Below are 21,219 nucleotides of genomic sequence, written 5' to 3'. Positions count from 1 at the left end.
GCCGGGGCGTCCTTCCACTGGAAGGCCGCTGTTCCCGGCGCCGCCCTCCTCACCCGGCACCAAACGGACACGGGCTTGGATCATCGCCGGCGCCGCGATACCAAGGCGCGACACGTCACAACCTCCGGATCCCGACACATGCCCCAGATTTCGTCCCAAAGCCTCAGCGTCACTATCGCCGATCTGGGCGCCGAGATGCAGGGGCTGAGCTATCAGGGGCAGGAACTGCTCTGGGAGGGGGACCCGGCCTGGTGGAGCGGGCAGGCCCCGATCCTGTTCCCCATCGTCGGCCTTCCCGCGCCCGAAGGGGTGACGATCGACGGCACGCCCCACGCGATCACCAAGCACGGCTTCGCCCGCCGCCTGCCCTTCCGCGTGACCGAGCTCACGCAAAGCCGCTGCTGCCATCTGCTCGAACCCTCGCAGGAGACGGCCGCCTATCCGTTCGATTTCCGTCTCGAGATCGTCCACGAGGTCGTGGGGGCGGAACTGAGCGTCACCGCCACGGTCAGCAATACGGGCGATCGGGAGATGCCGTTTTCCTTCGGCTTTCATCCCGCCTTCCGCTGGCCGCTGCCCGGCGCGACCGGCCCGCATCGGATCGAGCTGCGTAACGGGGCGGAGCCTGCCTTGGCGCGGCTCGCGGATGGGATGCTGGGGCGCACGCGGATGCCCTCGCCCTTCACGGCGGGGGCGCTGACCCTCGATCCGGCGCAGTATGAGGACGATGCGATGATCTTCCCCGAAGGCGCGGGCGACGGGCTGCGCTACCGCGCCGACGGGGCGCCGGTGCTCGATTTCCGCTTTTCCAACCTGCCCAATCTCGCGCTGTGGCAGAAACCCGGTGCGCCGTACATTTGCATCGAACCGTGGCACGGGCTGCCTGCCGCGGAAGGGGCCGGGGCGGAGCTGGCCGCGCGGCCCGACAGCATGATGCTGCCGCCCGGCACGCAGGAGAGATTCGCGATGACCTTACAGGTGAGCGGATGATCCCCTACCTCGCCTATGGCTCCAACCTACTGACCTCGCGGCTTGCCGCGCGCTGCCCCTCGGCGCGCGTGCTCGGGTTGGCGGAGGTTCCCGGACATGCGCTCGATTTCTCGAAACGCGGGCGCGACGGGAGCGCGAAGGCCACGATCACCGAAAGCGCGACGCGCACCCAAGGGGTGCTGTTCGAGATCACGGAGACCGACATTCCCGCGCTCGATGCTGCCGAAGGCGCGGGGCTGCATTACGAGAAGATCGCGCTGGTGCTCGAGGATGGCCAGCGCGCCTTCACCTATCGCGCCTTGCAGCGCCGGGACGGGATCGCGCCGTTCGAATGGTATCTGGCGCTGATCCGGGCGGGGCGGCGCGAGCATGGGCTGGGCCTGGACGATCTGGCAGGCGTCACGCCGATCCCCGATCCCGAGCCTGACAGCCCCGGTTTCATCGCCGCCCGCGAGGCGTTGGTCCGCGCGGGCTATCGCGACTGGCGCGCGGCGCTCTGACCGATCGGGCGCACCGGCATGCCCGGCCCGGTCAGCACGGCGATGCCTGCCCCGACCAGCGACGACAGCTCCGGCCCGTCGCAATCCAACCCCCCGGTATAGGTGCCGAAGGCGGGCAGGATCAGGTGATCGGCCCCCACCAGAAACGCCCGATGCGACCGCCGCGCGATCTTGGCTTTCGGGTGGTAATGGCCAGAGAGGTCCGGCCCCTGCCCTGCGAAATGGCGCAGGGTGAGCGGGCCGATTTGCGTCTCCTCCACGGTCTGCCCAAGGCCGATCGGGTCGTGATTTCCCGCGATCCATAGCAGTTCGGTCTGCGCCGCGATCCGGGTCAGACGCCCGGCGATCTCGGGCGCGATCTCTCCCGCCGCGGCATCGTCGTCGAACGCATCGCCGAGGCTGATCAGCCGCGAAGGCCGGAGGCGCAGCACCTCGGCCTCCAGCCGGATCACCGTGTCGAGGCTCTCGAAAGGCGGCAACAGCGCGCCGCCGCGCCGCGCCATCCGCTCGGACTTGCCCAGGTGAAGGTCGGCCACGATCAGCGCGTCTTCGCCGGGCCAATAGAGCGCGCCCGACGGGTGCGCGATGAGCCGCTGCTCCGCGAAGGTGATCTCTCTCATGCCAGCCCCGCCTCGCGCATCATTACCTGCGCCTCTTCTTCCATCAGTCGCGCTTCGCCCGTGCCGCCGCGAATGCCGACCTGCCCGTGTTCCAACAGCAAAGGCGCGGCGAGCGGCGTCACATGCGGGGCGCGGATATGCACGATTCTCTGCCCCTGGGCCAGCATCTCCTCGATCCGCTCGAAATCGACGAGGCCGCGGCTCGCCTCCTCGCGGGTGATGCGCAAGAGCAGGTGATCGGGGTCGTAGCGGCGCAGCGTGTCATAGAGGATATCGGACGAAAACGTCGCCTGTTTTCCCGATTTGCGCTGCCCCGGCAGGTTGCGCTGGATGAGGCCCGCGATCGTGGCAATGGAGCGGAAGGCGCGCTTCATCACCGCGTTGCTCTCGAGCCAGTCGCGCAGCCCTTCCCGCAGCCCATCGGCCGTTAGCAGCGGCGCGGGGTCTTCGACCGGATCGATCGACCAGATCAGCAGCGCGTAATCGGTCGCCACGAAGCCCAGCGGCCCGAGCCCCGACTGCTCCATCCGATGCGTGAGAAGCAGCGCAAGCGTCTGATGCGCGTTGCGCCCGGCGAACCCGTAGAGGCAGAAGAACGCACGCCCGCCGCGCAGGAAGGTCTCGCAGGTCAGCGTGCCGGGCGCGGGCAGCGTGGAAATCTCACGCTGCAGCGCCAGCCAATCGCGGGTGTCGGGCGGCAGCTGGTCCCAGTCCTCGGGCGAGGCGATCAGCCGTTGGACCCGCTGCGACAACTCCAGCGAGGTCGCCATCTTCAGCCCCGAGAAGACGGCGATCTTCGGCTCGCGCGTGGCGGCATTCGTGACCTCGACGACCATCTCGCGCAGGCCCTCGTAGCGCACCACCTGACCGCCGATCAGGAACGTGTCGCCGGGAGTGAGCGACGCGGCGAAGCCTTCCTCAACCTCACCCAGAGGCGTGCCCCCGCGGCGGGACTTGCGGCGGACTTTCAGCTTCTCGGTCTCGGTGATCGTGCCGATATTCATCCGCAGATCGCGGGTCGCGCGCGGATCGCGCAGCTGCCATTTGCCGTCGCGCTGCAACAGCCGCTGCCAGCGGTCATAGGCGCGCAGCGCGTAGCCGCCGGTGGCGCAGAACTCCAGACAGGCATCGAAATCGGCGCGCGGCAGCTGGGCGTAGGGCCCCGCGCGCAGCACCTCGGCATAAAGCGCATCTGCATCGAACGGCCCGGCGCAGGCGGTCAGCAGGATATGCTGGCAGAGCACGTCGAGCGGACCACGCCAGCGCCGCCCGCCGCCGTCCAGATCGTTCTCGCGCACGGCCTCCAAGGCGGCGGCGCATTCAACGATCTCGAAGCGGTTCGCGGGCACGATCCGCGCGCGCGAGGGCTCGTCATAGCGGTGATTGGCCCGCCCGATCCGCTGCATGAGGCGTTTGTCGTTCTTCGGCGCGCCGACCTGCAGCACCAGGTCGACATCGCCCCAGTCGAGCCCCAGATCGAGCGAGCCGGTGCAGACCACCGCGCGCAAATCGCCGCTGGCCATCGCCTCCTCGACCTTGTGGCGGGCCTCGCGCGACAGCGAGCCGTGATGCAGCCCGATCGGCAGAGCGGTGTCGTTCACGTCCCAGAGCGCCTGAAAGAACAGTTCCGCCTGCGCGCGGGTATTCAGGAAGACAAGGCTAAGCCGCGCCTCCTTGATCGCTGCCATCACGTCGCGCGCGGCATGCCGTCCGCCACCGCCCGCCCAAGGTGCGGGGCGCTCGGTCGGCAGCATCTCGATATCGGGGGGCGGGCCGGGGTCGGCCATGATCACCCGCGCGCCACCCATGAACTCGGCCAACGCCTGCGGGGCCTCGACCGTGGCCGAGAGCCCGGTAACGGTGAGGTCCAGCGACAGGCTGCGCAGCCGCGCGACGCCCAGCATCAGCTGATCGCCGCGTTTGCTTTCAGCCAGCGCGTGGATCTCGTCGAGCACCACGCGCTTCACCCCTGCGAAGATCTTCGGCGCTTCCGGGTAAGACAGCATCAGCGCGAGGCTCTCCGGCGTCGTCAGCAGGATCTGCGGTGGATCGACCCGCTGGCGGCGGCGCTGCGTGGCCGATGTGTCGCCGGTGCGATCCTCGATCCGCAGGTCCAGCCCGATCTCGTCCACCGGCGCGCGCAGGTTACGCGCGATGTCCTTGGACAGCGCCTTGAGCGGCGAGACATAGAGCGTGTGCAGCCCCTCATGTCCCTCGGCCAGATCGACGAGCGACGGCAGAAACCCCGCCAGCGTCTTGCCGCCCCCGGTCGGCGCGATCAGCAGCGTATCTTCGCGCGCGGCCAGCACGTCGAGCTGATGCCTGTGAGGCTGCCAACCGCGGCTGGCGAACCAGTCGGCGAAGCGTTGCGGCAGGAGGGGCGTGGCGGCGGTGTCGGGCATCGCGTGAAAGGTAGGCGTGAGGAGCGGATGCGCAAGCTTTGCGGCACCTCTTGGCACGGGCGGCTCGGACGCAAGCGCGCGCCTACCGCCCCTCCCCCAACATCTCGCACCATCGCACAGCCTACCCGCGCGATCTCGCCACTGTTCATCGGGCGATCCATGTTATATTCAGGCCCGCGACAGGAAATTGCCCGAGTCCCCTCGGGCGCGACAGAAACGGAAAACTTATGGCCTTTTATCGTTCCCGTAGATCCACCCATGGCCGCAACATGGCGGGTGCGCGCGGTCTGTGGCGCGCCACCGGCATGACCGATGACGACTTCGGCAAGCCGATCATCGCGGTCGTGAACTCCTTCACGCAATTCGTGCCGGGTCACGTCCACCTCAAGGACCTTGGCCAGATGGTCGCGCGCGAGATCGAGAGCGCGGGCGGTGTCGCGAAGGAATTCAACACCATCGCCGTCGATGACGGGATCGCGATGGGCCATGACGGGATGCTCTATTCGCTGCCCTCGCGCGAAGTGATCGCGGACTCCGTGGAATACATGGTCAACGCGCATTGCGCCGATGCGATGGTCTGCATCTCGAACTGCGACAAGATCACCCCCGGCATGATGATGGCTGCGATGCGCCTGAACATCCCGGTGATCTTCGTTTCCGGCGGCCCGATGGAGGCCGGCAAGGAAGGCGCGGAGATCATCGGTCACGACCTCGATCTGGTCGATGCGATGGTGGCTGCGGCCGACGACAAATATTCCGACGAGGACGTGCTCGCGATCGAGAAGGCCGCCTGCCCGACCTGCGGGTCGTGCTCGGGCATGTTCACCGCGAACTCGATGAACTGTCTGGCCGAGGCGCTGGGTCTGGCGCTGCCGGGCAACGGTTCGATGCTGGCGACGCATGCCGACCGCAAGGAGCTGTTCCTCGAGGCGGGCCGCAAGATCGTCGAGATCACGCGCCGCCATTACGAGCTGGAAGACAAGGGCCTGCTGCCGCGCGAAATCGCGACGTTCGAGGCCTTCGAGAACGCGATGAGCCTCGATATCGCGATGGGCGGGTCCACCAACACGGTGCTGCACCTGCTGGCGATTGCGCATGAGGGCAAGGTCGACTTCACGATGGAAGATATCGACCGCCTCAGCCGCAAGGTTCCGGTGTTCTGCAAGGTCGCGCCGGCGAAGCAAGACGTCCACATGGAAGACGTGCACCGCGCGGGCGGCATCATGGGCATCCTTGGCGAGATGAACCGCGCCGGTCTGATCCATCAGGATGTGCGCACCGTGCACTCAGACACGATGGCCGAGGCGCTGTCGAAATGGGACGTGATGGTCGCCAATGACGACGCCACCGACCAATTCTACCGCGCGGCCCCGGGCGGTGTGCGTACGACGCAGGCCTTCTCGACCGAGAACCGCTACAAAGAGCTCGACCGCGACCGCGAAAACGGCGTGATCCGCACCGCGGAACATGCGTTCTCGCAAGATGGCGGTCTGGCTGTTCTCTACGGCAATATCGCCGAGCAGGGCTGCATCGTGAAAACCGCAGGCGTCGACGACTCGATCCTGAAGTTCTCGGGCCCCGCGAAAGTGTTTGAAAGCCAGGACGACGCGGTGTCGGGCATCCTCACCGGCAAGGTCGTCGAGGGCGAGGTGGTCATCATCCGCTACGAGGGCCCGCGCGGCGGTCCGGGGATGCAGGAGATGCTCTACCCGACCTCCTACCTCAAATCGAAGGGCCTCGGCGCGAAATGCGCGCTGCTGACCGACGGGCGTTTCTCGGGCGGCACTTCGGGGCTTTCCATCGGCCATGTCAGCCCGGAAGCGGAAGAAGGCGGTACGATCGGCCTCGTCGAGACCGGCGATATCATCGAGATCGACATCCCGAACCGCACGATCAACCTCGCCGTGGCCGACAATGTTCTGGCCGCGCGGCGCGAGGCGATGGGGCCGCTGCCGTGGAAACCGGCAGAGCCGCGCAAGCGGGCTGTCTCGACCGCGCTCAAGGCCTATGCGCTGCTGGCCAGCTCGGCGGCGAAGGGCGGTGTGCGCATCCTGCCCGAGTGATCGGCTGACATCGTGACTTGAAACGGCCGCCTCTTTGGGCGGCCGTTTTCGTTCTCAGACGCCGATCCGGTCCAGCAGAGCCGCCACCATTCCGTGATAGCCCGGACCGAACAGGCGCAGATGCACCAGTGCGGGCCAGAGCTGATAGATCGCCCGCCGCGCCTGCCAGCCGGGTTCAAGCGCCCCGTAGCCCGCCGCGAATTCCGGCCCCGGCGCACCGAAGAGATGCAGCATCGCGAGATCGACCTCGCCGTCGCCGTAATAGCAGGCCGGGTCGATCAGCCCGCTCAGATGCCCCTGATCAGCCAGCACATTGCCCGCCCAGAGATCGCCATGCAGCAAGGACGGGAACGGGCGCGGCGGCAGATGCTCGTCGATCTGCGCGGCGAGCGTCTCGACACGGCGCGCAAGCGGCGCGGGCAAGACGGGCAGCGACGGGCGCAGCCGTGCCTCGGCCCAGAACTCGGGCCATGTCGTGCGCGCTGCATTCGGGATCGGCACCGGGCCGAAGGCGTAATCGTCGGGCCAGCCGTAAGGCGTATCATCCGGTGCCTCCGGCGCGCGGTGCTGGCGCCGAAGCGTCTCGCCCAGTTCCAGCCACCCCGCGCCCCGCAGCCCACCGCTCTGCGGCAGGGCCTCCATCACGAGACAGACCCGAGAGGCCGCGATCACCTTCGGCACGCGCGCGCCCGCCTCAGCGAGCGCCCGCAGCATCCTCGCCTCGATCTCGGGGCGCGGACCGCCCTTCACGATCACCCGCTCTCCGGTCGGCAGGTCCAGCGCCAGCACCGGGCTCAGGTCGCCGCCTGCCAGCGGCTCGGCCCGTCGCAGCGTGATTTCCAGCAGGCGCGAAGCCTCAGCCAATATCCGCGCCGTTTCGTCCATGTTGCCCTCCTGTTTTCGGTCGTTTGCCCGTTCATTCGGCACCACAGGCGAATATCCGCTCTGAGCGACAGGATTACGGTTGCGTGACGGGTTCCATCCGTTGCAAATGCCCTTTGTTGCCGTCGATCAGCCTGCCCTTGGCAGGTCAGCCTTCGCGCAGCATAGACATTTGGACGCCTTCGTGCCGAGGCAAAGCGTGCAGCGCGCTCGGGCCGGAGATTTCGTCCGTTTTTGTCCCTCTGGGACAGCACGAGACCCTGATGGAGATTCCCCACACTCGTCTCCGTCGGGCAGCAGCCGCCGCGAACCCCTTGCGGCGGCTGCGTTTAGCCCCGGCCCCGGTCAGCGCAGGAAGTTGTCGCGCATCAGCGAAACCACCTCATCGGCACGCCCGTTGAGCACCGCCTTCACGCCGAAGAGCGCGGTCGAGCCCACCTGTGCCGGTTTGATCTTCGGCGGCATCACCAGCTCCATCCGGTTCACCTTCACATCGAGCAGCGCAGGCCCCGGAGCGGCGAGCCAGTCGCGCACCGCGCCTTCGAGGTCGCTCGCGCTCTCGACCCGCATCCCTTCCATCCCGATCGCCCGCGCCATCGCGCCGAAATCGGGATTGTGCAGCTCGGTGAAGGCGTCGAGCATCCCCTCCACCCGCTGCTCCATCTCCACAAAGCCCAGCGAGGCGTTGTTATAGACCAAGAGCTTCACCGGCAGCTTCTCCTGCACCAGCGTCAGCAGATCGCCCATCAGCATGCTCATCCCGCCATCGCCGCACATCGCGATCACCTGACGCTCGGGGTAGGCCTCCTGAATGCCCAGCGCCTGCGGATAGGCATTGGCCATCGTGCCGTGCAGCAGCGAGGTCAGGAAACGCCGCTCGCCATTGGCACTGAGGTGACGCAGCAGCCAGACCATGGGCGAGCCGCCATCTGCGGTGAAGATCGCATCCTTCGCCGCGAACCGGTCGAGCAGCTCGGTGAGGTGCTGCGGGTGGATGAGGCTCGGGTCGGGTTCTTCCGCGCTTTCCAGATAGCCCTTGAGATCATCGGCATAGCTCTTCAACGCCCGGTCGAGATGTTTACCGGGCTCGCGCGGGGCAAGGCGCGGCAGCAGCGCGTCGATCGTATCGCCGACATCGCCTGCAAGTCCCAGATGGATCGGCGCGCGCCGTCCCAGCCGGGTGGGATCGATGTCGAGCTGCACGATCTTGGCCTTGCCCGGATAGAACTGCGTATAGGCGAAATCGCTGCCCAGACAGAGCAGCAGGTCGCAATCGCCCATCGCCTCCATGCCCGCGCGATTGCCCAGGATCCCGGTCATGCCGACATTGTTGGGCATGTCCGGCTCGATGAATTCCTTCGCCCGCGTGGTATGCGCGACCGGTGCGGCGAGGCGCTCCGACAGCGCCCGGATCTGCGCGGCCGCCCCGCGCGCGCCGATGCCCGCGTAGATCGTGATCCGTTCGGCCTCGGCGATCATGCCCGCCAGCGCGTCCAGTTCCGCTTCCGACGGGCGCATCACCGGCTGCGGGCGATGCACCGCCCATTGCAGATCGTCCGTCGCCGTCTCGCGGAACATGTCGCCATTGACGATGACCACCGCGACGCCGCCCTTGGTCAGCGCCGCCTGTGCCGCCTGCGCGGTGATGCGGCGCGCCTGATCGGGATGGCTGATCCGTTCGCAGAACACCGAAGCCTGTTCGTAGATCTTCTTCTGATCGACCTCCTGCGGGAAGCCCAAGCCCTCCTCCGCGCGCTCGATATTCGAGGCGATCAGCACCACGGGCGCGCCGTTGCGGTGGCTCTCGAAAATGCCGTTCACGAAATGCAGGCTTCCCGGCCCGGTGGTCCCCGCGCAGACCGACAACTCCCCGGTCATGTAGCTCTCGCCACCTGCCGCGAGCGCGCCGACCTCTTCATGGCGCACATGGACCCAGCTCAGGTCCGAGCGGCGCACCGCATCGGTGAAATGATTGATCGTGTCGCCCACGATCCCGTAGACGCGCTGCGCGCCCGCCGAAACGAGGGTTTCGGCGATGATGTCAGATACGCTCTTGCTCATGTCAGGCCTCTTTCAAATCGGCTTTGTGATGCAGGCTGGTGCGCTTGGCATCTAGGTCGATGCGCGGCTTGAAGCTGTCGGCATCGGCCGCTTCCCACCAGTCCGCGTAATCGGTGCTGCCCGGATCGTCGTTGAGGATATTCGCGGGCAGGAAGGGATAGATCTTGTCGATCGTGCGGGCCTCGCGCACGGCAGTGCGGTGCACGATGTGATGGGGCTGCAGCGCGCTCGGATGCTCCAGCCCGGCGGCGGCGACGATGTCGGCGAGCGCCTCCAGCGTCTTGGCATGAAAGCGCGCCGCGCGGGGGCCCTGTACCTCGGGCACGAGGCCGCGCTGGCGGCTCTTGTCCTGCGTCGTCACCCCGGTCGGACAGGTCCCCAAGTGGCACCGCTGCGCCTGAATGCAGCCGATCGAGAACATGAAGGCCCGCGCGGCATTGCACCAATCCGCCCCGACCGCGAGGTTCTGCGCCAGCCCATAGCCGGAATAGACCTTGCCGGACGCCGCCAGCCGCACCTTGTCCTTCACGCCCGCGCCGACCAGCGCGTTGCGCATCAGCACCAGCCCGTCGATCAGCGGCATGCCGACATGATCCGACAGCTCCAGCGGCGCCGCCCCGGTGCCGCCCTCGGCCCCGTCGACGACGACGAAATCCGGATAGATGCCGGTCTTCTGCATCGCCTTCACGACCGCGAAGGCCTCGTGCGGCTGGCCGATGCACAGCTTGATGCCCACCGGTTTGCCGCCCGAGAGATCACGCATCTTCGCCGCGAATTCCATCATCTGCGCAGGCGTCGAAAACGCCTTGTGACCGCGCGGGGACAGGCAGTCCTGATGCGCGGGCACCTTGCGGGTCTCGGCAATCTCCTCGGTGACTTTCGCCGCAGGCAGCAACCCGCCATGGCCGGGTTTCGCGCCCTGGCTCAGCTTGATCTCAGTCATCTTGACCTGATCGCGGCTGGCCTGCTCGGCAAACAGCTCCGGGTCGAAATTCCCCGCATCGTCGCGCGCCCCGAAATAGCCCGAGCCCAGTTCCCAGACGATGTCGCCACCGTGGCCCTGATGATAGGGCGAGAAGCCGCCCTCGCCCGTGTCGTGGTAGAACCCGCCGAGCTTCGCCCCAAGGTTCAGCGCCTCGACCGCATTGGCCGACAGCGCACCAAAGGACATGGCCGAGATATTGAGCACCGAGGCCGAATAGGGCTTCGCGCATTGGTCGTTGCCGACCGTGACGCGGGGGCTTTTATCGGGATGCTCGGCGGGCGCGATGGAATGGTTCACCCATTGGTATTCAGCGCCTTCCACGTCGCGCTCGGTGCCGAAGGGATGGGTGTCGGTCTGCCCGCGGGCTCGCGCATGGACGAGGTTGCGCGCCTCATAGGGGTAGGGTTTGCCCTCCAGATCGCCCTCGACGATATAGGCCCGCAGGAAGGGCCGCAGATCATAGGCGAGCCACCGGATGCGCGCCGCTCCCGGATAGTTGCGCGTGATCGTCCAGTCTTTCTGGAAATAGTCGTAGAGGCTGAGCGCCAGAAGCGGCACCGTCACAAGCAAAAGGATCAGCCACCAAGGGCTGATCCAGACGGCCAGCGCGAGCGCCAGCACAGACATCAAGAGCGAGCCGAGGGGGACGATGTTGCGGATGATGCTGTTCATATCGTCCCTCCCGGCTCTGCGTGGCTCAGACTGTCGCCTTGGCGCCTTTCGGCCCGACGAGCAGCCAGATGATGAAGCCGATAATCGGCAGGATGACGATCAACAGGATCCACAGCACTTTCTTGCCGGTGGATTCGCCCGAGCCAAGGATCGACACGATGGCCCAGATATCGAGGATGAGGACGACGAGGCCCCCGATCATGCTCAGCATAACTTCACTCCTTTATCGGTTTTTCCCGGTACTTACCGGCGTTCCTTGGCAGGGAAACTTGCGCCTTCAGCGCTTTGTTCCCCGCTTTCGCCGTTTCAAGCGGAAGTGATTGATCGCCAAGGCGGCCCCGCGCGTAGCGCCGCCGCCTTGGCTTTGGGGGCAGGTCTTGGCCTCAGCGCCCCGGCGTCAGCTTGCGGATCAGCACGTAGAAGGCGGGGACCATGAAGACGCCGATGAAGGTCGCGGCCGCCATGCCGCCCAGCACGCCGATGCCGATCGCGTTCTGCGCCGACGCCCCTGCCCCGGTCGCAATCGCCAGCGGCACCACGCCCAGCATGAAGGCGAGCGAGGTCATCAGGATCGGGCGCAGGCGCAGCCGGGCCGCCTCGATGGTCGCGGGGATCAGCTCCTTGCCCTCGGCCTCCAGGTTCTTGGCGAATTCCACGATCAGGATCGCGTTCTTCGCCGCCAAGCCGATCGTCGTGAGGATACCCACCTTGAAGTAGACGTCATTCGACTGCCCGAAGACCCAGGCCGAGAGCAGCGCCCCCAGAACCCCCACCGGCACGGCGAGCATCACCGAGAGCGGGATCGACCAGCTCTCGTAGAGCGCGGCAAGGCAGAGGAAGACGACCAGCACCGAGAGCGCATAGAGATAGGGCGCCTGATCGCCGGACTGGCGTTCCTGATAGCTCAGCCCCGTCCAGGCGACCGCGTAGCCGCCGGGCAGGTCACTGACCAGCTGCTCCATCGCATCCATCGCCGCGCCGGAGCTTGCGCTGTCCGAGGCCTGGCCCGAGATCTCGATCGCATTGGCGGCGTCATAGCGCGACAGTTTCGGCGCGACGGAGACCCATTTCGTCGTCGCGAAAGACGAGAACGGCACCATTTCACCGGAGGCGTTGCGCGCATACCAAGTGTCGATATCCTCCGGCTGCATCCGGTAGGGCGCGTCCGCCTGGACGATCACCGGGCGCAGATTTCCGTTGAGGTCGAAGTCGTTCACCGATCTCCCGCTGAAGATCACCGAGAGCATCGAATTGAGATTGCTCAGCGTCAGCCCGAAGCTTTCGGCCTTCTGCTGGTCGATATCGAGCTGCAGCGCCGCTTTGTTCTCGTCGCCGCTGACGCGGACATTGGTCAGACGGCTGTCGGATTGCGCCGCGGCCACGAGCTGCTCGCCCGCCTCCTTAAGCGCCGTCGTGCCATTGTTCCCCTGATCCACCAGATACATCTGGAAACCCGAGGAGTTGCCGATACCGCGGATCGCGGGCGGTTGCAGGAAGAAGACCTGCCCCGCGCGCAGCCCCGCGAAATGCGCATTGGCCCGGCCCGAGATGGCGGCAGCGGTCTGATCCGCGCCGGTGCGGTCGTCGAAATCCTTCAGCTTGGCGAAGACCATCGCGGTGTTCTGCCCGCCGCCGCCAAAGGAAAACCCGAGCGTCGCGAAGACCGAAGACACGTCGGTTTTCTCCTGCGTCAGCAAGTATTGCGTGATCTGATCGACCACATCCGAGGTCTGCGCCGTGGTCGACCCCTCGGACAGGTTCACCATCGCCATCAGCACGCCCTGATCTTCCTGCGGCAGGAAGGACGAGGGCAGCCGTGTCATCACGCCCCACGCCCCCGCCAGCACCAGCACGAGAACCAGCGCCATCAGGAAAGGTTTGCGCACGATACGGGCCACCGCGCTGGCGTAGCTAGCCTGCATCTTCGTGAAGCCCGTGTTGAAGGCGCGCGCAGGCGCAATCGCGCGGCCCGTCGAAGGCCGCAGCAGCTTTGCCGCCAGCGCAGGCGTCAGGATCAGCGCGACCACGGCGGAGAGCACCATCGCGGTGATGATCGTCACCGAGAATTGCCGGTAGATCACCCCCGTCGAGCCCGGGAAGAAGGCCATCGGCAAGAACACTGCCGAGAGCACCAGCGCCACCCCGATCAGCGCGCCGGTGATCTGGGACATGCTTTTCTCGGTGGCCTCGAGGGGGCTGAGGCCCTCTTCCTCCATCACCCTTTCGACGTTCTCCACCACGACGATCGCGTCATCGACCAGCAGGCCGATCGCCAGCACCATCGCGAACATGGTCAGCGTGTTGATCGAATAGCCCGCGACCAGCAGCACCGCGAATGTGCCCAGCAGCACCACGGGAACCGCGACGATCGGGATCAGCGTCGCCCGCCATTTCTGCAAGAAGACGAGGATCACCAGCAGCACCAGCACGATTGCCTCGGCCAGCGTGTGATAGACCTTCTCGATGGAGAGCTGCACGAAGGGCGAAGTGTCATAGGCGTTCTGGAATTCGACGCCTTCGGGCAGCGACGAGGACATCCGGTCCAGCGTCGCGCGTACCGCCGAGGCCGTATCCACCGCATTCGCGCCGTTCGCGAGGTTCACGCCGAAGCCCGCGGCATTCATCCCGTTGAACCTGGAGTTGCTGCCGTAATCCTCCTGACCGATCTCGATCCGCGCCACGTCGCCCAGATAGACCGCCGAGCCGTCGGCCTCGGTCTTCAGAAGGATCTTCTCGAACTGCTCGACCGAGGTCAGCTGGCTCTGCGCGGTGATGGTCGCGGTGAATTGCTGGCCTTCGGTCGTGGGCAGATCGCCGAGCGAGCCGACCGAGACGGTCGTGTTCTGCGCCTGCACGGCCGAGGTCACGTCGGTCGGCGTCAGTTGATATTGCTCGAGCTTGTAAGGATCGAGCCAGACCCGCATTGCGTAGCCCGAGCCGAAGACGTTGATCCCGCCCACGCCCGAGGTGCGCTCAATCGCGCCTTTCACTTCGGTGTCCAGAATATTGCCCAGCTCGACCGTGGAATATTTCCCATCGGTCGAAACCAGCGCGCCGACCATCAGGATATCCGAGGACGAGCGCGACACGCTCACCCCGGAGGTTTGCACCGCATCGGGCAGCGAATTCTCGACCTTGCGGATCTTGGTCTGCACCTCGTTCTCGGCGTCGATCGGATCGACCGAACCGTCAAAGGTCAGCGTCAGCTGCGCAGAGCCCTGATTGGACGTGCTCTCAATGTAAAGCAGCCCGTCGAGCCCGGTCAGCGAGTCCTCGATCGGGGTCGTCACCGAGTTCTCGACCGCCTGAGCGGTGGCCCCGGAATAGCTCGCGGAGATGCGGATCGTGGTCGGCGCGACTTCCGGATATTGCGAGACGGGCAGCCGGGTGATCGCGTAGCTACCGGCGAGCATCGTCACCAGCGCAAGCACGATCGCGAAGACGGGGCGATGGATAAAGAAACGGATCATGTCGGGTTCACTCCGCCTTCGCCGTGTCGGCGGTATTGTCGGAGCTATCCGTGGCATCCTTCACCACGCCCTGCGCGTTGATCGTCACCGGCACCGTCTTGATCTCGGCCCCGTCGCGCAGGTTCTTCAGCCCGTCGAGGATCACCTGATCGCCACTCTCGATGCCGTCGGTCACGATCCATGCGTTCTGATAGGTGCCCGCCGTCGTCAGCGTCACCTTCTTCGCCGCACCATCGGCGGCGATGAAGGCCGAAAGGGTGCCATCCCCTTCCCGCGTGGTCGCGCGTTGCGGCACGAGGATCGCCTGTGTCGTGCCCAGCGTGATCTTCGCGCGCAGGAACTGGCCCGGCAGGATTAGTCGGTCGGGATTGTCGAACTTGAACCGGAAATCGACCGTGCCGGTGGTCGCAGACACCGTCGCGCCGGGGCTGACAAGCGTGCCAGTGCCGTCATATTCCGCGCCGGTCTCGAGCAGCAGCGAGACCTTGAGCTGATCACCGCGCTCGAGCGTGCCCTGGTCGATGCGCTCGCGCACCCGCATGATCCGCGCGGCGCTTTCCGAGACATCGACATAGATCGGATCGAGCCGCGTCACGGTGGTCAGCGCGTCGGACTGGTTCGCCGTAACCAGCGAGCCCACCGAGACGCTCGCCACGTCCGGGTAGCCGTCAATAGGCGAGCGGATCACCGTGCGGTCTAGATTGAGCTGCGCGGTCTGCAGATCGGCCTCGGCGCTCAGCGCGGAGGCTTTTGCCTGTGCGAGCGCGACCCTCGCCGTCTCCAGATCGCTCACCGAGATCGAGGTCCTCTCAAGTTTGGTATAGCGGTCCACTTGCGACTGCGCCGCCTGCACATTGGCGTCGGCGCTCGCCTTCTCGGCCTCGGCTGCGGTCAGTTCGGCCTGATAGGTGTCGTCGTCGATGTGAAACAGCGCGTCGCCCGTCGCGACCTTGTGGCCCGCCTCGTAGTCGATCGAGGCGATGGTGCCCGCGACGCGCGGGCGGATATCGGTCTGCTCATAGGCCACGGCGCGGCCCGGCAGGGTGACGGTATAGGGCACGGATTGGGTCTCGACCTGCAACACGCCCACCTCGGTCGCGCCTTGTGCGCCGCCCGGCATTCCCTGCGCCAGCGCCTGCGTGGCAAACCCGCCCGCAAGCAGCATCCCAAGCGCGGCACGCCGCGTCATCCGACCAATACACATACTGAAACTCCTGTCCGCTGTCCGGTTTTCCCGGCGTTGTTCCGTTTCTACGATAGGTCCGCGCTGTTCTGTCGCCACTCGCGCGCGGCCGAAAATGCAAAGACGAATGCCGCGAGCCGTGAAGTCGCGGGATTGAAAACCCTCCTTACCCATTGTTTTATAAATCTAAATTCTGAAAAATGTAGCCGTGCGAGATTTCTGCGCCGCAATCCCATTGTCAGGTCGCGCTGTTCACGGAGTTCACGTGTTCGCGAGATGCAGGCCGCAGACGGCCTCGCGACCGCAGCGCATGAAAAAGGGGCGCCGGTGGCGCCCCTCTCGATCCCTGTCCGAAGCAGTTCACAGCGTGATGCGATAGAGCGCGAAGCCCCCCTCGCCGTCGCCTGCGGGCTCGATATCCAGTCCGCGCGATTTGACGTCTTCGAGATAGTCCTGCGCCTTGGGCCCGGTCTCGAACAGCACCGTGGCGCCCCCCGCAGGCGCGAAGGACCAGTTGGCGTCGGCCTTCGGGTTGATCGTGCCCTTGTCGTGGATATAGCGCACGATCACGTCGCGGTTGGTGTCGGGCGCGCGGTAGATCACCGTCGAGCCATCCGCACCGGGGAAGCTGCCGCCACCCGAGGCGCGGTAGTTGTTCGTGGCGATCACGAACTCGGCCTTCGGGTCGATCGGCTTGCCGTCATATTTCAGATCGACGATGCGGTTCGTATCGGCGTTCACCACCGCGCCGTCCTTGTCGAACTTGGCAGGCTGAGTGATGTCGATCTGATAGGTCACCCCGTCGATCACGTCGAAATTGTAGGACGGGAAATCGGGGTTGAGCAGCTTGGCATCCTTCGCACCCGGCTCGATCTGGTTGAACATGCCCGCGGAGCGCTCCAGCCAGTCCTTCACCTGCGCGCCGGTCACTTTCACCGCCTGCAGCGTGTTCGGATAGAGGTAGAGGTCGGAGACGTTCTTGATCGCCACCGGGCCTTTGGGCACATCGGTGAAGTAATCCGGGCCGCCGCGCCCGCCCGCCTTGAACGGCGCTGCCGCCGACAGGAGCGGCAGCTTGCCTTCGGGCGTGCCCTCCAGCAGCTTCTTCACGTACCAAAGCTGCGCATTCGAGACGATCTGCACCGACGGATCGTCAGCCACCAGCGCGAAGTAGGAGTAAAGCGGCGCCTCGGTCTCACCGACCTTGGCGCGGACATATTTCAGCGTCTCTTCGTGCACCTGATCGGTGGCGGCGAGGATCGGCTTGTAATCGGTGGTCAGCGGCGTGATCGAACGATCCTCGCCGCGTGCGAAGATCGGACGAATTTCCGAGGTATGGGTGTCGATCTTCCACTTGCCACCGTCGCGGCTCAGCATCAGGTCGATCAGGCCCATATGGTTGCCCCAGAAGCCCGCCTGCACCGCGGGTTTGCCCTGCAGCGTGCCCTTGTCGTTGTCGATGCCGGGGCCGGAGAAATCCTTGCCGGGGAAGTTCAGGTGCTGGTGCCCGGTGATCACCGCGTCGATCCCGTCCACCCCTGCGAGGTAGAAGGCCGCGTTCTCCATCCCGTCGCTTTGCGGGCCATTGTCGATGCCCGTATGGGCGAGCGCCACGATGAGATCGGCGCCCTCTTCCTTGATCTGCGGCACCCAGGCCTTCGCGGCCTCCACGATGTCGCGGGTCTGGTAGTTGCCCTCGAGATGCGCGCGGTCCCATTGCATGATCTGCGGCGGGACGAAGCCGATCACGCCGATCCGGATCGGCATCTTGTTCCCCGCGCCGTCGGTCAGGTCACGATCAAGGATCAGGTAGGGTGGCAGGTAGAGATCATCCTCACGCGGAGACGCCCCGAGCTTATGCGCGAAGTTCGCGCAGACCATCGGGAAATTCGCGCGGTCGTTCACCTTCTTGAGGAAATCCATCCCGTAGTTGAATTCGTGGTTGCCCAGCGTGCCGCAATCGTAGCCCAGCAGGTTCATCCCCGCGATGACCGGGTGGGTGTCGCCCTCTTTCATCCCCTTGGAATAGGCGATGTAATCGGCCATCGGGTTGCCCTGCATGTAGTCGCCATTGTCGAACATCATCGTGTTGGCGGCTTCCGCGCGCACCCCTTGGATCAGCGTCGCGGTGCGCGACAGGCCGACCGTGTCGACGGGCTTGTCGGCGTAATAGTCATAAGGCCGGATGTGGCAGTGAACGTCGGTGGTGCACAGAAGGCGCAGGTGGGCCTGCCCTTCGGCGGCGCGCGCGGTGAACGGGTGGACCATCACGAGCCCGCCCGCAGCGGTGGTGGTAATCAGGAATTGGCGACGCGAAATAAGCGACATAAGGGGGATCCTCCGAGACAATTGGCTCCTTGCCGGAGCGCTCTATCCGAGGATCGTAACAGTGCTTTGACCGTCCGGATAAATATCCCGACGTAAGCTCGCACAAATTGGTGTGAGCGGGCGGGAAAACCCCGCCCGCCGCACAAGATTTCAGCTCTCCGAGAGCACCGCCTGCACTTCCGCGGCAGGGCCGGGATGGTGGCAGAAGACCTGCCGTCCGGCGACCTCTTCGGTGGGCGGGGTAGTGGCGCAGATCTCGCTCGCACGCGGGCAGCGGGTGCGCAGCGGGCAGCCCGATGGCGGGTTGAGCGGGCTCGGCAGATCGCCTTCCAGCGCGATCAGCACCTTGTTGCGCTCGATCTCCGGATCGGGGATCGGCACCGCCGACAGAAGCGCCTGCGTATAGGGGTGCTGCGGTTCGGCGAAGAGCTTCTCGGTCGCGCCCGCCTCCATCATCTGGCCCAGATAGAGCACCATCACCTCATCGCAGACATGGCGCACGACGCTCAGGTCATGGGCGATGAAGATGATCGTCAGGCCCAGATCGCGGCGCAGGTCTTCGAGGAGCGCGATCACCTGCGCCTGAATCGAGACGTCGAGTGCGGAGACCGGCTCGTCGCAGATCAGGAGCTTCGGCTCCACCACCAGCGCGCGGGCGATGCCGATGCGCTGACACTGGCCGCCCGAGAACTCGTGCGGGTAGCGATTGATCTGGTTCGGCAGGAGGCCGACCTTCTCCATCACCTCGCGGACCTTCTCTTTGCGCTCCTTGCGGCCCATCTTCGGGCGATGGGTGCGCAGCGGCTCGGCGATGATCTCGCCCACGGTCATGCGCGGGTCGAGCGAGGCCAGCGGATCCTGAAAGATCATCTGGATGTCGGAGCGGTATTTCAGCATCTGGCGCGGCGAGAGCGGCAGCAGATCGGTCTTGCCCTGCCAGATGATCTCGCCCTCGGCGGGCAGCATCTGGATCAGCGCGCGCGCCAAAGTGGACTTGCCGCAGCCGGACTCGCCCACGATTCCGAGCGTCTTGCCCTGCTCCAGCTTGAAACTCACGCCATTGACCGCGCGCAGTTTCGGCGGCTCAGTCCAAGGCAGGTCCGAGGCGCGGCGGATGTCGAAAGTGACCCGAACGTCGCGGGCCTCGATCAGCGGGGTCGTCATGCGGCGGCCTCCTCGATCGTTTCAATGGAACGGTGACAGGCGCGGGCGCGGCCCGGCGCAAACTCCGCCAGCGGCGGCATCACGTCGGCGCAGGCTTCTTCGACGAAATCGCAGCGCGGGCAGAAAGGGCAACCCTTCGGCGCGCCGGTCATGTTCGGCGGATTGCCCCGGATCGGGGTCATCGCGCGATCCGCATCCAGACGCGGCAGCGCGGCCAGCAAGCCCTTGGTGTAGGGATGGGTCGGGTTTGCGAACAAGGGATCGACGGGCGACTGCTCCATCACCTGACCGCCATACATGACGATCGCGCGCTCGCAGAAGCCCGCGACCACGCCAAGATCGTGGGTGATCAGCACGGTCGCCATGCCCAGCTCGCGGCGCAGCTCGCCCAGCAGGTCCATGATCTGTGCCTGCACGGTCACGTCGAGCGCGGTTGTCGGCTCGTCCGCGATCAGCACGTCGGGTTTGCACAGAAGCGCCATCGCGATCATCACGCGCTGGCGCATCCCGCCCGAGAATTCATGCGGGAAGAGGCGCACGCGGTTTTTCGCGTCCGGGATCTTCACCAGTTCGAGCATTTGCGCAGCTTCGGCCACGGCGGCGCGCTTGCTCAGCCCCTTATGCAGCATCAGCACTTCGGCCATCTGGTCCGAGATGCGCATATAGGGGTTGAGCGCGGTCATCGGGTCCTGAAAGACCATCGAGATCCGGTCGGCGCGCAGCTTGTTCAGCTCGGGTTCGGGCAGGTTCAGAATCTCCCGCCCCTCGAATTTCACCGAGCCCGAGGCTTTCCCATTCGCGGCCAGCAGCCCGAGGATCGAGAAGCTGAGCTGCGACTTGCCCGAACCGGACTCGCCCACGATGCCGAGCGCTTCGCCGCGCTCAAGTGCGAAGCTGACGCCGTTGACGGCGTGGACCTCGCCCTCCTGCGTTGCGAACCGGACGTTGAGGTCGTTGACTTCCAACAATGGCATATCAGCGCTCCTTCGGGTCGAGCGCGTCACGCAGCCCGTCCCCTACGAAATAGAAACCGAACAGGGTGGTGACGAAGAAGAACAGCGGGAAGGCCAGCTGCCACAGCGTGCCGTAGCTCATCGTCCCCGCTCCTTCCGAGATCAGCGCCCCCAGCGAGGTCTGCGGCTCTTGCACGCCGAGCCCGAGGAAGGAGATGAAGCTCTCCGTCAGGATCATCAGCGGCACCAGAAGCGTCGCGAAGACCACCACCACGCCCACGAGGTTGGGCAGGATGTGACGGCGGATGATCGTCGGCGCAGGCACCCCGATGGCGCGCGCGGCCTCCACGTAATCGCGGTTCTTCAGGGTCAGTGTCTGCCCCCGCACGATCCGCGCCATCTCCAGCCAGGATATCAGCCCGACGCCCACGAACAGCATCCCGATCGAGCGGCCATACATGACCAGCAGCAGGATCAGCACGAACATGTAGGGGATCGCCAGAAGGATATCGACGAGGCGCATCATGAAGCCGTCGACGCGGCCCCCGAAATAGCCCGAGATCGCACCGTAGACCGTGCCCACGGAGACCGCGATCAGCGTGCCGATTACGCCCACCAGCAGCGAGATCTGCGTGCCCTGCACGGTGCGCGCGAACAGGTCGCGGCCCAGATCGTCGGCGCCGAAATAGTGGCCGTTGGCGAAGGACGGCGCGGAGGCCGTCGCATCGCCCATCACGTTGTAATCGATGTCGGAATTGTTCCACGCTGCGAGCAGGTTGCCGAACAGCGCAAAGGCCACGACGAAGGCCAGAAGCCCCAGCCCGAAGATCGCGGCCTTGTTGTTAAAGAACCGCCGGCGCGCATCCGCCCAGAGCGAGCGGCCCGCCACGTCTTCGCGGCTCGTTGCCTCGGCGAGCGAGGTCATCTTGGATTCATCTATGACCAT

At 65.8% G+C, this 21,219-nt stretch carries 15 protein-coding genes; 3 read left to right on the top strand and 12 right to left on the bottom strand.

What is annotated here, in order from left to right:
- Window positions 1-138 precede the first annotated feature (138 nt).
- Both AC2TZ7_RS07735 and AC2TZ7_RS07730 read left to right on the top strand, forming a co-directional pair.
- Entirely contained in the window at window positions 139-990 is an 852-nt protein-coding gene (locus AC2TZ7_RS07735; protein ID WP_489866484.1) for an aldose 1-epimerase family protein, read from the top strand.
- Window positions 987-1,490: a gamma-glutamylcyclotransferase family protein gene (locus AC2TZ7_RS07730; protein WP_489866483.1), complete on the top strand. Its 504-nt coding sequence runs from the start codon at window positions 987-989 to the stop codon at window positions 1,488-1,490. The genes AC2TZ7_RS07735 and AC2TZ7_RS07730 overlap by 4 nt, the downstream gene beginning before the upstream one ends.
- Here AC2TZ7_RS07730 and pdeM read toward each other — a convergent pair.
- Together pdeM and AC2TZ7_RS07720 are read right to left on the bottom strand one after the other, a co-directional pair.
- A complete protein-coding gene (pdeM, locus tag AC2TZ7_RS07725; protein ID WP_489866482.1) occupies window positions 1,463-2,110 on the bottom strand; it encodes a ligase-associated DNA damage response endonuclease PdeM in 648 nt (215 codons plus the stop codon). The two genes, AC2TZ7_RS07730 and pdeM, sit on opposite strands and share 28 nt — an antisense overlap.
- Complete coding sequence (locus AC2TZ7_RS07720) at window positions 2,107-4,512, bottom strand: ligase-associated DNA damage response DEXH box helicase (RefSeq protein WP_489866481.1); 2,406 nt, start codon at window positions 4,510-4,512, stop codon at window positions 2,107-2,109. The genes pdeM and AC2TZ7_RS07720 overlap by 4 nt, the downstream gene beginning before the upstream one ends.
- Window positions 4,513-4,739: 227 nt before the next feature.
- Here AC2TZ7_RS07720 and ilvD point away from each other — a divergent pair, with 227 nt between their 5' ends.
- The gene (ilvD, locus tag AC2TZ7_RS07715; RefSeq protein WP_134331738.1) at window positions 4,740-6,575 is read left to right on the top strand and encodes a dihydroxy-acid dehydratase; all 1,836 of its coding nucleotides are present in this window, start codon (window positions 4,740-4,742) and stop codon (window positions 6,573-6,575) included.
- Between the two features lie 54 nt (window positions 6,576-6,629).
- Here ilvD and AC2TZ7_RS07710 read toward each other — a convergent pair whose 3' ends face one another.
- The 10 genes from AC2TZ7_RS07710 to AC2TZ7_RS07665 form a co-directional block, all read right to left on the bottom strand.
- On the bottom strand, window positions 6,630-7,460 hold the full coding sequence (locus AC2TZ7_RS07710; RefSeq protein ID WP_489866480.1) for a fructosamine kinase family protein: 831 nt from the start codon (window positions 7,458-7,460) through the stop codon (window positions 6,630-6,632).
- A gap of 342 nt (window positions 7,461-7,802) precedes the next feature.
- Window positions 7,803-9,518: a thiamine pyrophosphate-dependent enzyme gene (locus AC2TZ7_RS07705; protein WP_489866479.1), complete on the bottom strand. Its 1,716-nt coding sequence runs from the start codon at window positions 9,516-9,518 to the stop codon at window positions 7,803-7,805.
- 1 nt (window position 9,519) lies between these two features.
- Entirely contained in the window at window positions 9,520-11,175 is a 1,656-nt protein-coding gene (locus AC2TZ7_RS07700) for an FMN-binding glutamate synthase family protein (RefSeq protein WP_489866478.1), read from the bottom strand.
- A 25-nt stretch (window positions 11,176-11,200) separates the two neighbouring features.
- The gene (locus AC2TZ7_RS07695; RefSeq protein ID WP_078519794.1) at window positions 11,201-11,386 is read right to left on the bottom strand and encodes a PLDc N-terminal domain-containing protein; all 186 of its coding nucleotides are present in this window, start codon (window positions 11,384-11,386) and stop codon (window positions 11,201-11,203) included.
- A gap of 172 nt (window positions 11,387-11,558) precedes the next feature.
- Window positions 11,559-14,645, bottom strand: a complete 3,087-nt coding sequence (locus AC2TZ7_RS07690) for an efflux RND transporter permease subunit (protein WP_489866477.1) — start codon at window positions 14,643-14,645, stop codon at window positions 11,559-11,561.
- A gap of 7 nt (window positions 14,646-14,652) precedes the next feature.
- Window positions 14,653-15,849, bottom strand: coding sequence for an efflux RND transporter periplasmic adaptor subunit (locus tag AC2TZ7_RS07685; RefSeq protein WP_489866476.1), 1,197 nt, complete (start codon window positions 15,847-15,849; stop codon window positions 14,653-14,655).
- 339 nt (window positions 15,850-16,188) lie between these two features.
- On the bottom strand, window positions 16,189-18,156 hold the full coding sequence (locus AC2TZ7_RS07680; RefSeq protein WP_489866475.1) for a bifunctional 2',3'-cyclic-nucleotide 2'-phosphodiesterase/3'-nucleotidase: 1,968 nt from the start codon (window positions 18,154-18,156) through the stop codon (window positions 16,189-16,191).
- A 150-nt stretch (window positions 18,157-18,306) separates the two neighbouring features.
- The gene (locus AC2TZ7_RS07675) at window positions 18,307-19,320 is read right to left on the bottom strand and encodes an oligopeptide/dipeptide ABC transporter ATP-binding protein (protein ID WP_078539849.1); all 1,014 of its coding nucleotides are present in this window, start codon (window positions 19,318-19,320) and stop codon (window positions 18,307-18,309) included.
- Window positions 19,317-20,294 carry an oligopeptide/dipeptide ABC transporter ATP-binding protein gene (locus AC2TZ7_RS07670; protein ID WP_078604030.1) on the bottom strand — a complete coding sequence of 326 codons (978 nt, stop codon included), beginning with the start codon at window positions 20,292-20,294 and terminating at the stop codon, window positions 19,317-19,319. Before AC2TZ7_RS07670 ends, AC2TZ7_RS07675 begins: the two co-directional genes overlap by 4 nt.
- Window position 20,295: 1 nt before the next feature.
- Entirely contained in the window at window positions 20,296-21,219 is a 924-nt protein-coding gene (locus tag AC2TZ7_RS07665) for an ABC transporter permease (RefSeq protein WP_098410238.1), read from the bottom strand.

It is taken from the genome of Thioclava sp. ISO4 (assembly GCF_058105145.1).
This window is presented reverse-complemented; position numbering and strand designations above follow the sequence as displayed.

Coding starts and splice junctions, on each gene's coding strand:
- AC2TZ7_RS07680 (WP_489866475.1), bottom strand. CDS start 18,156: ATGTCGCTTATTTCGCGTCGCCAATTCCTGATTACCACCACCGCTGCG.
- AC2TZ7_RS07695 (WP_078519794.1), bottom strand. CDS start 11,386: ATGCTGAGCATGATCGGGGGCCTCGTCGTCCTCATCCTCGATATCTGG.
- AC2TZ7_RS07720 (WP_489866481.1), bottom strand. CDS start 4,512: ATGCCCGACACCGCCGCCACGCCCCTCCTGCCGCAACGCTTCGCCGAC.
- AC2TZ7_RS07675 (WP_078539849.1), bottom strand. CDS start 19,320: ATGACGACCCCGCTGATCGAGGCCCGCGACGTTCGGGTCACTTTCGAC.
- AC2TZ7_RS07700 (WP_489866478.1), bottom strand. CDS start 11,175: ATGAACAGCATCATCCGCAACATCGTCCCCCTCGGCTCGCTCTTGATG.
- AC2TZ7_RS07665 (WP_098410238.1), bottom strand. CDS start 21,219: ATGGTCATAGATGAATCCAAGATGACCTCGCTCGCCGAGGCAACGAGC.
- AC2TZ7_RS07730 (WP_489866483.1), top strand. CDS start 987: ATGATCCCCTACCTCGCCTATGGCTCCAACCTACTGACCTCGCGGCTT.
- AC2TZ7_RS07735 (WP_489866484.1), top strand. CDS start 139: ATGCCCCAGATTTCGTCCCAAAGCCTCAGCGTCACTATCGCCGATCTG.
- AC2TZ7_RS07705 (WP_489866479.1), bottom strand. CDS start 9,518: ATGAGCAAGAGCGTATCTGACATCATCGCCGAAACCCTCGTTTCGGCG.
- AC2TZ7_RS07685 (WP_489866476.1), bottom strand. CDS start 15,849: ATGTGTATTGGTCGGATGACGCGGCGTGCCGCGCTTGGGATGCTGCTT.
- ilvD (WP_134331738.1), top strand. CDS start 4,740: ATGGCCTTTTATCGTTCCCGTAGATCCACCCATGGCCGCAACATGGCG.
- AC2TZ7_RS07710 (WP_489866480.1), bottom strand. CDS start 7,460: ATGGACGAAACGGCGCGGATATTGGCTGAGGCTTCGCGCCTGCTGGAA.
- AC2TZ7_RS07670 (WP_078604030.1), bottom strand. CDS start 20,294: ATGCCATTGTTGGAAGTCAACGACCTCAACGTCCGGTTCGCAACGCAG.
- pdeM (WP_489866482.1), bottom strand. CDS start 2,110: ATGAGAGAGATCACCTTCGCGGAGCAGCGGCTCATCGCGCACCCGTCG.
- AC2TZ7_RS07690 (WP_489866477.1), bottom strand. CDS start 14,645: ATGATCCGTTTCTTTATCCATCGCCCCGTCTTCGCGATCGTGCTTGCG.